Source organism: Mycobacterium sp. NAZ190054 (assembly GCF_001545925.1).
GTDB lineage: Bacteria > Actinomycetota > Actinomycetes > Mycobacteriales > Mycobacteriaceae > Mycobacterium.
The window spans coordinates 1-15,651 of record NZ_LMVQ01000036.1 but is presented as its reverse complement, the minus strand read 5'-3'; the positions used below and the strand labels follow the sequence as shown (position 1 = coordinate 15,651).

The 15,651-nt window shown below is 70.8% G+C and carries 7 protein-coding genes and 1 pseudogene; 6 read left to right on the top strand and 2 right to left on the bottom strand.

Going from position 1 to position 15,651, the window contains the following annotated elements; all coding sequences use genetic code 11:
* From ASJ79_RS03880 to ASJ79_RS03865, 4 genes are all read left to right on the top strand, one after another.
* Positions 1 to 3,407: type I polyketide synthase (locus ASJ79_RS03880; RefSeq protein WP_156448266.1), on the top strand; the 3,407-nt coding region annotated here is incomplete at its 5' end.
* Positions 3,408 to 3,466: 59 nt separating this feature from the next.
* Positions 3,467 to 5,197, top strand: coding sequence for an AMP-binding protein (locus tag ASJ79_RS03875; protein WP_067953375.1), 1,731 nt, complete (start codon positions 3,467 to 3,469; stop codon positions 5,195 to 5,197).
* Positions 5,194 to 9,927 (top strand): type I polyketide synthase, encoded by a 4,734-nt coding sequence (locus ASJ79_RS03870; RefSeq protein ID WP_082753651.1) that lies wholly within the window; start codon positions 5,194 to 5,196, stop codon positions 9,925 to 9,927. Before ASJ79_RS03875 ends, ASJ79_RS03870 begins: the two co-directional genes overlap by 4 nt.
* A gap of 39 nt (positions 9,928 to 9,966) precedes the next feature.
* Positions 9,967 to 10,566: a hypothetical protein gene (locus tag ASJ79_RS03865; protein ID WP_067953373.1), complete on the top strand. Its 600-nt coding sequence runs from the start codon at positions 9,967 to 9,969 to the stop codon at positions 10,564 to 10,566.
* Positions 10,567 to 10,576: 10 nt separating this feature from the next.
* On the opposite strand, the gene ASJ79_RS03860 is transcribed toward ASJ79_RS03865, so the two are convergent.
* Positions 10,577 to 12,052 carry an acetyl-CoA acetyltransferase gene (locus ASJ79_RS03860; protein ID WP_067953371.1) on the bottom strand — a complete coding sequence of 492 codons (1,476 nt, stop codon included), beginning with the start codon at positions 12,050 to 12,052 and terminating at the stop codon, positions 10,577 to 10,579.
* A 108-nt stretch (positions 12,053 to 12,160) separates the two neighbouring features.
* Between ASJ79_RS03860 and ASJ79_RS03855 the strand changes: the two genes are divergently transcribed.
* Positions 12,161 to 14,668 (top strand): phosphoketolase, encoded by a 2,508-nt coding sequence (locus ASJ79_RS03855; RefSeq protein ID WP_067953368.1) that lies wholly within the window; start codon positions 12,161 to 12,163, stop codon positions 14,666 to 14,668.
* 19 nt (positions 14,669 to 14,687) lie between these two features.
* A complete protein-coding gene (locus ASJ79_RS03850; protein WP_067953366.1) occupies positions 14,688 to 15,449 on the top strand; it encodes a CPBP family intramembrane glutamic endopeptidase in 762 nt (253 codons plus the stop codon).
* Between the two features lie 4 nt (positions 15,450 to 15,453).
* On the opposite strand, the pseudogene ASJ79_RS03845 reads toward ASJ79_RS03850, so the two are convergent.
* A pseudogene (locus ASJ79_RS03845) lies at positions 15,454 to 15,651 on the bottom strand (alcohol dehydrogenase); the annotation flags it as partial.

The window sequence follows — 15,651 nt, the reverse complement described above, 5'->3', positions numbered from 1 at the left end:
TGAGCGGTGATGCGCAGGTGCAGCCGGTGCTGATGGGTCTGCAGTTGGCGCTGACCGAGCTGTGGCGGTCGCACGGGGTGCATCCGGATGCGGTGATCGGGCATTCGATGGGTGAGGTGACCGCGGCTGTTGTCGCCGGGGCGTTGAGCCTGGCCGACGGCCTGAAGGTGATCGCCGCCCGGTCCTCGATCATGTCCCGGCTGGCCGGCCAGGGCGCCGTCGCACTCGTCGAACTCGACCCCGAGGCCGCGGCCACGTTCGTCGCGGACTATCCGAGCGTCGAGATCGCCGGCTACGTCTCACCGCGCCAGACCGTGGTGGCCGGGCTGCCCGAGCAGGTCGACGCGGTCATCGCCGCGGTCACCGCCCAGGACAGGTTCGCCCGCCGGGTGAACATGGAGGTCGCGTCCCACACCGCGCTGATGGACCCGGTGCTGCCCGACCTGCGGGACGCGCTGGCCGGGCTGACACCGCGCACACCCAACCTGCCGTTCCTGTCGACGGTCACCGAGCCGGACGGCGAACCGACCCTCGATGCCGACTACTGGGTGGCCAACGTGCGCCAGCCGGTCCAGTTCCGGCGTGCCGTCGAAGCCGCCGCGCAGGAGATCGGCACGTTCATCGAAGTCAGCGCGAACCCGATCCTGACGTACGCGATCGACGACACACTGGCGTCGGCGAGTCATGTCAGCCTCGGCACCCTCACCCGCGACGCCGACGACACGCTGACGTTCCACACCGCGCTGAACGCGACGTCCACCACTCATCCGCCGGAGACCCCGCACCGCGGTGAGCCGCACGTCGCGCTGCCGACGACGCCGTGGCACCACACCCACCACTGGGCGATCCGCAAGCAGGCACCGTCCGGCGCGTCGGCGCCGGCCCCGGGCACCGTGCTCGGGTCGCACACCGCCGTCGCCGGGTCGCAGCCGGGACATCTGTGGCAGGCCAGGCTCGCGCCGCAGGCCAGGCCGTATCCGAACCCGCACAAATTCGCCGGCGTCGAGATCGTCCCGCTGTCGGTGCTGCTGCAGACGCTGTCGCTGGCCGCATCCCGCTCCGGGGCGTCCGCGGTGACCGACGTCCGGTTCGACTTCCCGATCACCGTCGACGGACCGCGGCTGGTGCAGGTCTTCAGCGACGGGGACATGATCACGATCTCGTCGGCGACCGCGGGAAGCGACGACGACGCCGCGCCGCAGCGCTGGATCCGGCACGTCACGGCGCGGGTCGCCCATCAGGTCCCGTCCGGCGCGTCCCCGGCCGCCGCGGAAACGTCCTCGGCGTACGACCCGTCGGCGCTGGCCGAACTCCACAACGCCTGGGGCATCGAGGGTTTGGCCTACCCGTGGACCGTCGCGTCGCACGACGCGAGGCCGGGGGAGCTGCGCACCGTGGTCGACCTGGCCGCCGGCTCGCTGCCGGGCATGCTCGACGCCGCGGTCAACCTGGGACGGCTCGTCGACTCCTCGAGTCCGGGTCTGATGGTGCCGTCCGCGGCCGGCAGCGTCCGCTTCGAGGAGGTGGCGGCCGGTGTCCGCGGCGTCGTCGCGGCACGCAGCCGCGGACGCGACGGCGACGACCTCCTCGTCGACATCGCGGTCACCGCCGAAGACGGTGCGCCGTACGCCCGGATCGACGGGCTGCGCTACACGCCCGTCGAGATCGAGTCGGTCGCCGCATCGACCGCCGCAGACCCGAAGCGCGTCGCGCACCGGCTGGACTGGCAGCCCTGGACGCCCGACACCGAGGCCCAGCCGGGCACCGGTCCGGTCGCGGTGGTCGGCGACGGCGAGACGGCCCGCGCGGTGCGTGAGGCGCTCGCGGCCGACGGGCACGCCGAAGCCGACGTGGCCGACGCCCGGTTCGTCGTCTACGTGGCCGAGCCCGGCGACGCCGGCAGCGATCAGGACGTCTCCGTCCGGCTGACCACCGAGGTGGCGGGCCTGGTCGGCACGCTCGCCGACCGTGAGCCGCGCAACCCGGCCACGCTGTGGATCCTCACCCACGGGGTGCACGAGTCCGCCACCTCCGCCGCAGTGCGGCAGAGCAGCCTGTGGGGTCTGGCCGGAGTCGTCGGCGCCGAGCAGCCTCAGTTGTGGGGCGGCCTCGTCGACCTTCCGGGCGAGGACCCGGCCGCGTCGGCGGCGTCGTTCGCCGCGCTGCTGACCACACCGGTGAAGTCCGTCGCAGTGCTGCGCGACGGACAGGTCCGCACCTCGGTGCTGGCCGAGATCGACGACGCCCCGGTGCGCGAGACGCTGCGGTGCCGGCCCGACGCGGCGTACCTGATCACCGGCGGTCTGGGTGTCCTCGGCCTGCTGATGGCCGACTGGCTGGCCGATCGCGGTGCCCGCCGCGTCGTCCTGGCAGGCCGCACCGCGCTGCCGCCCCGCCGGCAGTGGGACGACGACGCCATCGACGCCGACAGCCGGCGCAGGATCGCCGCGATCCGCGCGCTGGAGCTGCGCGGAGTGTCCGTGGACACCGTGGCCGTCGACATCGCCTCCCGTGACGCGGTGTCCGCGATGCTCGAGAAGCGCGACGCGGACGGCGCACCGCCGATCCGTGGCGTCATCCACGCCGCGGGCATGACGGAGGCGCAGCTGCTCACCGAGATCGAGACCGATCGCGTGCACCGCACGGTGTGGCCGAAGATCGCCGGCGCGACCGTGCTCGACGAGGTCTTCCCCGTCGGCAGCCTGGACTTCCTGTACCTGGCCGCGTCGGCCGGCGCGGTGTTCGGCATCCCGGGGCAGGGCGCGTATGCGGCCGGTAACGCGTACCTCGACGCGTTGGCGCGGTCACGGCACAGCAGGGGCGACAACACCGTCAGCCTGGACTGGGTCGCGTGGCAGGGTCTCGGCTTCGGCAGTGAGGCGCAGGTCGTGATCTCCGAGCTGGAGCGCGTCGGGTCGCGTCCCGTGGTGCCCACCGAGGCGTTCGCGGCATGGGATTTCGTCACCCGGTTCGACGTCGCACAGGTCGTGATGGCCCCGATGCAGTCGGCCGAGGACGCCGCGGCCGTCACCTCCGACGCCCACCGGGCCGCGCCGACGCGGGACTGGGCGGCGATGACGCCCGACGAGCTGTACTCGGAACTTCAGGACGGGCTGCGGACCATCCTGGCGACCGAGTTGCGGCTGCCCGAGAGCGACGTCCACACCGACCGGCCCTTCGCCGAGATGGGTCTGAACTCGGTGATGGCGATGTCGATCCGGCGGGAGGCGGAACGGCTGGTCGGGCTGGAGTTGTCGGCGACGATGCTGTTCAACCATCCGACGATCGCGTCGTTCGCCGGCTATCTGGCCTCCCGGCTGCAGCCCGACACCGGCGGCGACGACGACGTCGCCGACGACTCGGGCGACAGTTTGCTCGACTCGCTGTTCGACAGCGTTGAGAACTGATTTCCCTGATTGCCCCGATGCACGAGACCATGTCGGGAGACGATTGAAAGGATGTACCGATGGCGTTGTCTGAAGCCACCATCCCCGCGGTCCTCGCCGGCCGCGCGCAGCAGCAACCCGACGACATCGCGTACACCTTCGTCGACTACGAAGCCGACCCGGCGGGCGTCTCGGAGAGCCTGACGTGGTCGGAGGTGCACGAGCGCGCGCAGATCGTCGCCGAGAAGCTGGCCAAGATCGGCTCGCCGGGCGACCGCGCCGTGATCCTCGCCCCGCAGAGCCTGGAGTACATCGTCGGTTTCCTCGGCGCCATCCAGGCCGGGTTCATCGCGGTGCCGCTGTCGATGCCGCAGACCCGGCACCACGACGAGCGGGTCACCGGCGCGATGAAGGACTCCACACCGGTGGTGGTGCTGACCACCTCGGCGGTGGTCGACGACGTGCGCCGATACGGGCAGGCCGACCCGAAGCAGCGGCCCCCGAAGTTCCTCGAGATCGACACGCTGGACTTCGACTCGCCGGCCAAGGCGGCGCCGCACACCGCGTTGCCGAAGACCGCCTATCTGCAGTACACCTCCGGCTCCACCCGGCAGCCGGCCGGTGTCGTGGTCACCCACAAGAACGTCGTGGCCAACCTCGAGCAGCTGCTCACCGACTACTACGAGAACCATCCCGACGGCGCCCCGGACGACACCACGATCGTGTCGTGGCTGCCCTTCTACCACGACATGGGACTCATCGTCGGCGTGTTCATCCCGATGATGCTGGGCCGTCCCGCGGTGCTGATGAGCCCGGTGGCGTTCATGCAGAAGCCGGCCCGCTGGATGCAGCAGCTCGGCTCGCACCCGAGCGCGTTCACCGCGGCGCCGAACTTCGCGTTCGAGCTCGCCGTCAAGCGCACCAAGGACGAGGATCTCGCCGGCAAGGACCTCAGCACCGTCGTCGTGATGATCAACGGCGCCGAGCGCGTGCACGGGGCCACCGTGCGGCGGTTCAACGAGCGGTTCGCCGCGTTCGGCCTGCCCGGCTCGGCGATGCGCCCGTCCTACGGTCTGGCCGAGGCCACCGTGTACGTGGTCGCCTCGGCGGGTGGCCGGCCACCGACCGCGGTGCGGTTCGACTACGAGAAGCTGGCCGCCGGCCACGCCGAACGCTGCGACGATGACAGCGGCGCCGAGCTGATCGGCTGCGGCACACCGCGGTCGACGACGGTGCGCGTGGTCGACCCGGACACCCTGGCGGAGAACCCGGCGGGCAAGATCGGCGAGGTGTGGCTGCACGGCGAGCACGTGGCCGCCGGCTACTGGCACAACCCGAAACTGAGCGAGCTGTTCGCCGCGCAGCTGGCCGAGCCGAGCGCGGGCACCCCGAAGGGGCCGTGGCTGCGCACCGGCGACCTGGGTGTGATGTTCGACGACGAGCTCTACATCATCGGCCGTATCAAGGACCTGCTGATCGTCGACGGGCGCAACCACTATCCCGACGACATCGAGGCCACCGTGGCCGAGTTCACCGGCGGCCGCGTCGCGGCGATCTCGGTGCCCGACGAGGCCACCGAGAAGCTGGTGGTGATCGCCGAGCTGAAGAAGCAGGTCGACGAATCGGTGCTGGAGTCCGTCAAACAGCAGGTCACCTCGGCGATCTCGATGACGCACAGCGTGCGGCTGGCCGACTTCGCGCTGGTCGCACCGGGTTCGCTGCCGCTGACCACCAGCGGTAAGGTGCGCCGCGCGTCCTGCGTCGAGCTGTACCGCAATGACAAGTTCAGCCGTCTGGACGCCACTACATGACCTCTGCCTTCGACGAGGCTGCTGTTCGGCGCTGGTTGATCGACTACCTGGTCACGAACAACGGTTGCAGTCCGGAGCACATCGAACGCGGCGCCTCGATGCACGACCTCGGCGTCGGGTCCCGCGACGCGGTGGTCCTCACCGGGGTGCTGTCCGAGCATCTGGGGCGCACCGTGTCTCCCGTCGACTTCTGGCAGTACCCGACCGTGGACGCGCTCGCCAAGTTCCTGACCGGCGGTGAGGTCGAGCCCGTCGACCCGGCCCCCGGCGCCGTCCGGTCGGCGTCGGCGGATGAGCCGATCGCGGTGATCGGACTGGGCCTGCGACTGCCCGGCGGCGACGATCTCGACGGGAACATCTCCGGACCCGACGCGTACTGGCGGTTCCTGATGGAGGGCCGCTCCTCGGTGCGGGAGGTGCCCGAGGACCGCTGGTCGTGGTTCGACGACGGCAGCCCCGAGGGCGCCGCCGCGCTGGCGGGCACCACGAAGTGGGGCGCGTTCCTGCGTGACCTGGACGCGTTCGACGCCGAGTTCTTCGAGATCATCCCGCGCGAGGCCACCCGGATGGACCCCCAGCAGCGGCTGCTGCTGGAGGTCACCCACGAGGCGCTGGAGAACGCCGGCATCGCGGCGGACTCGCTGGCCGAGACGCAGACCGGGGTGTTCGCCGGCGCGAGCGCCGCGGACTACGCCCAACTGGGGTCGACAGACCTGAGCGGCGTCGACGCCTGGTTCAGCACCGGTGGTGCGCTGAGCATCATCGCCAACCGGGTGTCGTACTACTTCGACCTGCGCGGCCCGTCGGTCACCGTGGACACCGCGTGCTCGTCGTCGCTGGTGGCGATCCACCTGGCCTGCCAGAGCCTGCGCTCCGGCGACTCGGAGCTCGCGCTGGCCGCCGGGGTGAACCTGCTGCTGTCGCCGGCGCCGACGCGCAGCTTCGATCAGGCCGAGGCGATGTCGCCGACCGGCCGGTGTCATGCGTTCGACGCCGCCGCCGACGGTTTCGTGCGGGGCGAGGGCTGCGGGGTGGCGGTGCTCAAGCGGCTCTCCGACGCGCTGCGCGACGGTGACCGGGTGCTCGCGGTCATCCGCGGCTCGGCGGTGAACCAGGACGGCCGCTCCAACGGCCTGATGGCGCCGAACCCGTCGGCGCAGATGGCGGTGCTGCGTTCGGCTTACGCGGCGGCCGGGGTGGATCCGCGTGAGGTGGACTACGTCGAGGCGCACGGCACCGGCACGCTGCTCGGCGATCCGATCGAGGCCCGCGCACTGGGCACGGTGCTCGGCAAGGGCCGCCCCGCGGATGCGCCGCTGCTGCTCGGTGCGGTCAAGTCCAACCTCGGTCACCTGGAGGCCGCCGCGGGCATCGCCGGGTTCGCCAAGGCGGTCCTTGCGTTGCAGCACAACACGATCCCGGCCAACCTCGGGTATGAGAACCCGAACCCGCACATCCCGTTCGAGAAGCTGCGCCTGAAGGTGGTCGCCGAGCACACCGACTGGGCTCCCGCGGGCCGGCCGCGCCGGGCGGGCGTGTCGTCGTTCGGGTTCGGCGGGACCAACGCCCACGTGGTCATCGAGCAGGCCCCGGTGCTGCCGCCGGCGCCCGGTGACGAGCCGGCGGCGGTGACCACGCTGGTGGTGTCGGGCAAGACGCCCGAGCGCATCGCGTCGCAGGCGCAGATGCTGGCCGACTGGATGGCCGGTGACGGGGCCGAGGTGCCGCTGGCCGAGATCGCGCACACGCTCAACCACCACCGCACCCGCCACAACAAATTCGCCTCGGTCGCTGCCCGCGACCGCGACCAGGCCATCGCCGGGCTGCTCGCACTGGCCGGCGGGCAGAGCGCACCCGGTGTGGTGGCCCCGCTGACGGCGGCACGCAAGCCGGGCACGGTGTTCGTGTACTCGGGTCAGGGTTCGCAGTGGCCGGGTATGGCGCGGCGGTTGCTGGCCGACGAGCCGGCGTTCGCGCAGGCGCTGGCCGAGATCGAACCGGTGTTCGTCGAGCAGGTCGGTTTCTCGCTGCACGACGTCATCTCCGGCGGTGAGCCGGTGAGCGGTGATGCGCAGGTGCAGCCGGTGCTGATGGGTCTGCAGTTGGCGCTGACCGAGCTGTGGCGGTCGCACGGGGTGCATCCGGATGCGGTGATCGGGCATTCGATGGGTGAGGTGACCGCGGCCGTGGTGGCCGGGGCGTTGAGCCTGGCCGACGGCCTGAAGGTGATCGCCGCCCGGTCCTCGATCATGTCCCGGCTGGCCGGCCAGGGCGCCGTCGCGCTGCTCAACCTCGACGCTGACGCGACCATCGCGCTGATCGCCGGCCATCCCAGCGTCGAGATCGCCGGGTACCTGTCACCGCGCCAGACCGTGGTGGCCGGGCTGCCCGAGCAGGTCGACGCCGTCATCGCCGCGGTCACCGCCCGGAACACGTTCGCCCGCCGGGTGAACATGGTCGTCGCGTCCCACACCGCGCTGATGGACCCGGTGCTGCCCGACATCCGCGCCGCACTGGCCGGCGTCGAGCCGAACATCGCGGCGCTGCCGTTCCTGTCGACGGTCACCGAGGCGTGGGACGCTCCGACGCTGGACGCCGACTACTGGGTGGCCAACGTGCGCCAACCGGTCAGGTTCAGCCAGGCCATCGAAGCCGCCGCGGCCGACCACGGCACGTTCATCGAGATCAGCCCGCACTCGACGCTGGGGCAGGCGATCGCCGACACCTTGGCCGACGTGCCCGATCACCGCACGATCGGCACGCTGGCCCGCGACGGCGACGACACGGTGATCTTCCACGCGAACGTGAACGCCACGCACACGTCGCGTCCGCCGCGCACCCCACACGGCGCCGAGCCGCAGGTCGTGCTGCCCACCACACCGTGGCACCGGGGGCGGCACTGGGTCGACGTCCGCCCGCTGCGGCGCGGCTCGGTGGCGCGTCCCGGCGCGTTGCCCGCCGACAGCACGGTGCCACCGCAGTGGTTCTGTGAACTGATCTGGCCCGTCAAAGCGCTCGCCCCACGGGAGGATTCGGCTGGCGTTTCGGAGGTCAGCTGGCTGGTGGTCGGCGACGACGCGCTCGCCGCGGAGATGGGGCGGGCGCTCGGCCGTCCTGTGGCCACCGGCGACGGTCACGACCTCAGCGGCGCCACGCACGTGCTGTACGCCCCGACCGGCGGCGACGAGCTCGGCTACGAGATCTTCGAGACCGGCCGCGTCATCGCCACCACCGCGGCGGGCCTCGCGTCGGATCCCGCCGAGGCCCCGAAGCTGTTCCTGCTGACGCGGAACGCGCAGCCGGTCGAGGCGGGGGACCGGGCCAACCCGGCCCAGGCGGTGCTGTGGGGTCTGGGCCGCACACTGGCACTCGAGCACCCCGAGATCTGGGGCGGGGTCATCGATCTCGACGAGTCCGTGCCCGCCGTGGTCGCGGCGAAATGGGTGCTGGCCGAGGCCCACGACGGCAAGACGTCGCTGGGCGAGTCCGTCGCCCGCGCGCTGGGCCGCAAGTTCGTCCGGGTGGCGCTCGGCGGTGTGCGCGACGAGGCCGAGATCCGAGGCCACCGGCGCACCTACGTCGGCGCCCTGCCCGGCCGGATCGTGCGTGCCATCGGCGAAGCGGGGTCGATGAATCCCGTTGTGCTGCTGGACGAGATCGACAAGGTCGGCTCGGATTACCGCGGTGACCCGGCGGCCGCGCTGCTCGAGGTGCTGGACCCGGCGCAGAACCACACGTTCCGCGACCACTACCTCGACCTCGATCTGGACCTGTCCGACGTCGTGTTCCTGGCCACCGCCAACGTGATCGAGAACATCCCGTCGGCACTGCTGGACCGCATGGAACTGGTCACGATCGACGGCTACACCGAGGACGACAAGGTCGCGATCGCACGGGACTATCTGCTCCCGCGGCAGTCCGAGCGGGCGGCGCTGACCGCCGAGGAGGTCACCGTGACCGATGCGGCGTTGCGCAAGATCGCCGCGGACTACACCCGCGAGCCGGGCGTGCGCCAGTTCGAACGGCTGCTGGCCAAGGCGCTGCGGAAGGTGACCACGAAACTGGCCGGAGACGGAATCACGAGCCTCACCATCGATGAGCCGGATCTCGTCGAGTACCTGGGCCGTCCGCGGTTCATGCCGGAGTCGGCCGAGCGCACGGCGGTGCCCGGCGTCGCGACCGGACTGGCCGTCACCGGCCTGGGCGGCGACGTGCTCTACATCGAGGCCGGCGCCACCGACGGCGAATCCGGGTTGCAGCTGACCGGTCAGCTGGGCGACGTGATGAAGGAGTCGGCGCAGATCGCGTTGTCCTACGTCCGGTCGCACGCCAGTGCACTCGGTGTCGACCCCGAGACGCTCGACCGCCGCATCCACGTGCACGTCCCGGCGGGCGCGGTGCCCAAGGACGGTCCGTCGGCCGGCGTGACCATGGTGACCGCGCTGGTCTCGATGGCCACCGGGCGGCAGGTGCGTGCCGATGTCGGCATGACCGGCGAGGTCACGCTGAACGGGCGGGTGCTGCCGATCGGCGGGGTGAAACAGAAGCTGCTCGCCGCGCAGCGGGCCGGATTGTCGACGGTGTTCATCCCGCAGCGCAACGAGGCCGACCTCGACGACGTTCCGGCCGACGTGCTGGAGACGCTGGACGTCAGGCCGATGACCGACGTCGCCGAGATCGTCGCGCAGGCGCTGGTGCCCGCCGAGCAGGCAGGCACCGTCGCGGCCTGACCCATCGGGCATGGCGGGCATGGCAGGCTTGCCCTCGACATGCATGCCTTGATCTACCTCACTCTGCCGGCGCTGGTGGTCGCGGGCGTCGCCTGCTCGGGCCCCACGGTGGTCAACACCGAGGACGGCTCTCGGCCGCCGGCGCCGGCCGCGCCACCCGCGCCGACCACCACCCGACCGAGCAACGCCCATCTGGCCGACGCGCACGATTTCGTCGCCCGGGTCGACGGGCAGACCGGCTACTACTTCACCTCGCCGAGCGGACGGTGGGAGTGCGCGATCGTGCCGCGTGTGCGCGCCGGCTGCCAGAACGCGCAGAACTCCGCGCGGATCGGGGTCACCGCCGCTCCCGAGGAGGTCCCCGGCGCGGACGGCGAACCGACCGTTCCGAACGCGATCGTGGTGGACCGCACCGCCGATCCGGCGTTCGTCGCGCTCGAGGAGCCGGCCTTCGGCCCGGACCCGGGTCCCGGGACCGTGCTGCCGTTCAACCGGATCCTGGCCGCGGCCGGGTTCCGGTGCAACGTCCAAGAGTCCGTGGGGATCTCGTGTCTGTCCGAGCTCAGCGGCAAGGGCTTCACGTTCTCCGCCGACACCTACTCCCCGCAGTACACCGACGTGCCCGCCGGCGCGCCCTGACCGGGGCGGGCTACTCCAGCGAGGCCGTGCCGTCCGGGTGCACCCGGACCGCCGCGCCGGCGATGTCCTCACGCACCGTCACCTCGGCGCCCCCGGGGTCGGCGATCACCGCGAGGGCGCGGGCGTCCTCGGGCGTCCGGACGGCGAGGAACGCCTTCTCGGGTGCTCCGTCGCGGTTCACCGGGGTGGTCCAGGACTCGACGGTGCCGATCCCCGACCACTCCACCGCCGCGGTGCGGGTCGGCTGCTGATCGACCTCGGATTGGACGTCCTCCCAACGGAATTCGTGGGACGGAGGTTCGGTGCCGTACACGCCGAAGCTGTGTTTGGTCAGGTAGCCGCCGTTCGCGGTGATCAGCCCGCGGCGGCCGGGCTCGGCCACCAGCTGCGCGGCCATCGTCGCGATGGAGTGGGTGACGTAGTTGTTCCACGGTCCGCCCGCGAACGTCAGGCCGCCGGTGACGGTCAGCGGCCGGGCGGGATCGCCGATCGGCAGGCCCAGCTCCTTGGCGGCGACCTGGACGGCCGACGGGAAACACGAGTACACGTCGATCAGGTCGATGTCGTCGACACCGGCGCCGGCCAGTTCCAGCGCCCGTCGTCCCGCGATGCGGATGGCCGGCGAGGTGTGGAACTCGGCGCGTTCGGCGATGGCGTAGGTATCGTGGGAGTCCGCCCCGGCGTACGGGAAAACCCAACGCTCCGTGGGAATCTGGAGATACCGTGCCTTCTCCGCCGAGGCCAGGACCAACACCGCGCCCTGGTCGACCATGTTGTTGGAGTTCATCAACTTGGTGTACGGCCAGCTGATCATCCGGTTCGCCGGCGACGGCTGCCAGATCTCCTCGGCCGTCAGCGCCTCCCGGCTCCAGGCGTGCGGGTTGTCCGCGGCCACCGCGGAGAACCGGGACCACAACTGCCCGATGCGCCGGCGGTGCTCGTCGGGCGATTCCGCTGCGGCGATCCGGACCGCCTGCTCGAACATCGGATAGACGTAGGCCGGGCGGTCGAGGTGGATCCGGAGGTCGGAAGGCCCCGCCATCGGCACGCTCTCGTCGGCGCCCGGCGGCACCGGCACCGAGTCGTCCTGCCTGGTCCAGTCCGGTTTGCGACCTGCAGCGCGCAACCTGGTGCGGGTGCGCCAGGTCTCCGCTCCGGCGATCAACACGACGTCGGCCCTGCCCTGCTGAATATCCAGACAGGCCAGGTTCACCAGGGTCTGGGGCACGTTACCGCCGATGCCGGTATAGCGGGTGCTCGCCTTGTCAGCCCGGATTCGTTGTGCCAGAAGTAATCCCGGATCGCGGTAATGCCACGACAGCAGGTTCACGACGCGGACCGCGTCGGCCGCTTCGAGCACCCGCGGGTCGGCCGCCTCGCGGGCGGCCGCGACCATCAGGTCGACCGGCTCGACGCCGGGGTCCTCGTCACGTTGGTTCACCTGACCGTAGCCGACGAGAACCGGTGTCCTGGGATCGATGGGCATCAGGCGAGTGCCTTTCGCTGGATAGGCGGGGAGAGCGACGCCGAAAGATTAACCCGCACGCCATCGGGTACCAGTTGACCGCACCCGGATGCTGAGTTGGATGGAGAGATGACTACCACGACGACAGCCGCGGACCGTCCGAGCGCCGCGTGGAAGACCGTGGAACGCCGGTCGCTGAGCGACGCGGAGATCGACCGGATCGACAAATGGTGGCGGGCGGCCAACTATCTGTCGGTGGGCCAGATCTATCTGCTCGACAATCCGCTGCTGCGCACTCCCCTGACCCGCGACGACGTGAAGCCGCGGCTGCTCGGACACTGGGGTACCACGCCTGGGCTGAACTTCCTGTACGCCCACCTCAACCGGGTGATCTCCGAACGTGGCCAGTCGACCATCTACGTGACCGGGCCGGGGCACGGCGGGCCGGGCCTGGTGGCGAACGCCTACCTCGACGGCACCTACAGCGAGATCTACTCCGACATCACCCAGGACGACGAGGGCCTGCGGCGGCTGTTCCGTCAGTTCTCCTTCCCCGGCGGCATCCCGTCGCACGTCGCCCCCGAGACACCCGGGTCCATCCACGAGGGCGGTGAACTGGGTTACGCGCTGTCGCACGCGTACGGGGCGGCGTTCGACAACCCCGACCTGCTGGTGGCCGCGGTGGTCGGCGACGGCGAGGCCGAGACGGGCCCGCTGGCGACCAGCTGGCACTCCAACAAACTCGCCAACGCCGCCCGGGACGGTGTGGTCCTGCCGATCCTGCACCTCAACGGGTACAAGATCGCCAACCCGACGGTGCTGGCGCGCATCCCCACCGAAGAACTGCGCAGCCTGCTGACCGGATACGGACACCACCCGTACTTCTTCGAGGTGCCCGACGATCCCGGCAGCGGCGGCGCCGGCGAACGTGCTGACGCACACCGGCGCTTCGCGACCCTGCTCGACGACGTGCTCGACGAGATCGCCGACATCAAGGCCAGAGCGGCTGCCGGGGACGAGTCACGGCCGGTCTGGCCGATGATCGTGTTCCGCACCCCCAAGGGCTGGACCGGTCCGGCCACCATCGACGGCAAGAAGACCACGGGGTCCTGGCGGGCCCACCAGGTCCCGCTGGCCAGCGCCCGCGACACCCCCGAGCACCTCGCGGTGCTGGCCGACTGGCTGGCCTCCTACCGGGCCGACGAACTGTTCGACGACGACGGGAAACTGCTGCCCGACATCGCGTCGCTGGCCCCCGAGGGCCTGCTGCGGATGAGCGACAACCCGCACGCCAACGGCGGTCTGCTGCTCAAAGACCTCCGGCTGCCCGATTTCCGTGAGTTCGCGGTCGACGTCCCGGCGCCCGGCGCTGCCGTCGCCGAGGCCACCCGCATACTCGGCCAGTGGCTGACCGAGGTGATCCGGCTCAACCCGGACAACTTCCGCATCTTCGGGCCCGACGAGACCGCGTCCAACCGGCTCCAGGCCGTCTACCAGGCCACCGACAAACAGTGGAACGCGGAGTTCTTCGGTCCCGAGGTCGACGAACACCTGGCCCGGGTGGGCCGGGTCGTCGAGATGCTCTCCGAGCACCAGTGCCAGGGCTGGCTGGAGGGCTACCTGCTGACCGGCAGGCACGGGCTGTTCAACTGCTACGAGGCGTTCATCCACATCGTCGACTCGATGCTCAACCAGCACGCCAAATGGCTGAAGGTCACCAACGGCATCCCGTGGCGACGCCCCATCGCGAGCCTGAACTATCTGCTGTCCAGCCACGTGTGGCGGCAGGACCACAACGGGTTCTCCCACCAGGATCCCGGGTTCATCGACCACGTCGTGAACAAGAGTGCCAAGGTGGTGCGCGTCTACCTGCCACCGGACGCCAACACGTTGCTGTCCACCTACGACCACTGCCTGCGGTCGCGGCAGTACGTCAACGTGGTCGTGGCGGGCAAGCAGCCGTCCCCGAACTTCCTGACCATGGAGCAGGCGGTCGCGCACTGCATCCGCGGTGTCGGAATCTGGGAGTGGGCGGGGTCGGAGCAGCTGGGCACCGACCCCGACGTGGTCCTCGCCTCCGCCGGGGACATTCCGACGCTGGAGGCGCTGGCCGCGGCCGACATCCTGCGTCAGCACCTGCCCGACCTGAAGGTCCGGTTCGTCAACGTGGTCGACCTGATGCGCCTGCAGGACTCCACCGAGCACCCGCACGGGCTGTCCGACCGCGACTTCGACATGATCTTCACCACCGACCGGCCGATCATCTTCGCCTACCACGGATATCCCTGGCTCATCCACCGCCTCACCTACCGGCGTGCCGGACACGCGCACCTGCACGTGCGCGGCTACAAGGAGGAGGGCACCACCACCACACCGTTCGACATGGTGATGCTCAACGACCTCGACCGCTACCACCTGGTGATGGACGTGATCGACCGGGTGCCGTCGCTCGGCTCACGGTGCGCGACCCTGCGCCAGCAGATGGCCGACAAGCGCATCGCCGCGCGGGAGTACACCCGCACCTACGGCGACGACATCCCCGAGGTCAAGGACTGGGTGTGGCCGGCGGCGCGGGATTCGGGATTCGGCACGGCAGGCGCGGACGCGACCGCGTCCACCGGGGGTGACAACGAATGACCGGTACCCTGGTGCAGTTATGTCCGAAGCTGTCGCCGCCCCCGTCGAGCCGCACCCGGTGGCTGCGCAGCTGGCGGCGCTGCACCACTTCCGGATCTACGTCGACATCGCGGTCGTCGTCGTCGTCCTGGCACTGACGAACCTTCTGGCGCACTTCACCACGCCGTGGGCGAACGTCGCCGTCGTGCCCGCGGCCGCGGTCGGACTGCTGGTGCTGATCCGGTACCGCGGCCTGGGCTGGTCCGAACTCGGCTTGGGCCGTGAACATTGGAAGTCCGGTGCCGGATACGCGCTGGGCGCGGTGGGTCTGGTCGGCACGGTCATCGCCATCGGAGCACTGCTGCCGTGGACGCGGCCGATGTTCCTGAACAACAACTACGCGACGCTGTCCGGGGCGCTGATCGCGTCGATGATCATCATCCCGCTGCAGACCGTGATCCCCGAGGAGCTCGCGTTCCGGGGCGTGCTGCACGGTGCGCTGGACCGCGCGTGGGGCTGGCGCGGAGTCGCCGCGGCCGGGTCGCTGCTGTTCGGGCTGTGGCACATCGCCACCTCGCTGGGCCTGACCGCGAGCAATGTGGGCTTCACCAGGATCCTGGGCGGCGGGATGTTCGGCATGGTCGTCGGTGTCGTCGGCGCGGTGTTGGCCACCGCGGCCGCCGGTTTCGTGTTCTCGTGGTTGCGGCGGCGCAGCGGGAGCCTGATCGCACCGATCGCGCTGCACTGGTCGTTGAACGGCCTGGGAGCGCTGGCCGCCGCGCTGGTGTGGCACCTGTCCTGAGCGGTCACACGACCAGCACCGCGGCACCCGCGATCCGCCCGTCGGCGAGGTCGGCGAGCGCCTCGTCGGCGCGGTCCAGCGGATACTGCGGCGTGGTGACCTCCAGCCGGTGCGTGGCGGCGAAGTCCAGGAAGGCCTGCGCGTCGGCGCGGGTGTTCGACGTCACCGAGCGCATCTGCCGTTCCTGGAACAGGTGCCGTTG

Excerpts from the sequence above, each read along its gene's own strand:
- ASJ79_RS03860 (WP_067953371.1), bottom strand. The coding sequence starts at position 12,052 with ATGCCCATCGATCCCAGGACACCGGTTCTCGTCGGCTACGGTCAGGTG.
- ASJ79_RS03870 (WP_082753651.1), top strand. The coding sequence starts at position 5,194 with ATGACCTCTGCCTTCGACGAGGCTGCTGTTCGGCGCTGGTTGATCGAC.
- ASJ79_RS03875 (WP_067953375.1), top strand. The coding sequence starts at position 3,467 with ATGGCGTTGTCTGAAGCCACCATCCCCGCGGTCCTCGCCGGCCGCGCG.
- ASJ79_RS03850 (WP_067953366.1), top strand. The coding sequence starts at position 14,688 with ATGTCCGAAGCTGTCGCCGCCCCCGTCGAGCCGCACCCGGTGGCTGCG.
- ASJ79_RS03865 (WP_067953373.1), top strand. The coding sequence starts at position 9,967 with ATGCATGCCTTGATCTACCTCACTCTGCCGGCGCTGGTGGTCGCGGGC.
- ASJ79_RS03855 (WP_067953368.1), top strand. The coding sequence starts at position 12,161 with ATGACTACCACGACGACAGCCGCGGACCGTCCGAGCGCCGCGTGGAAG.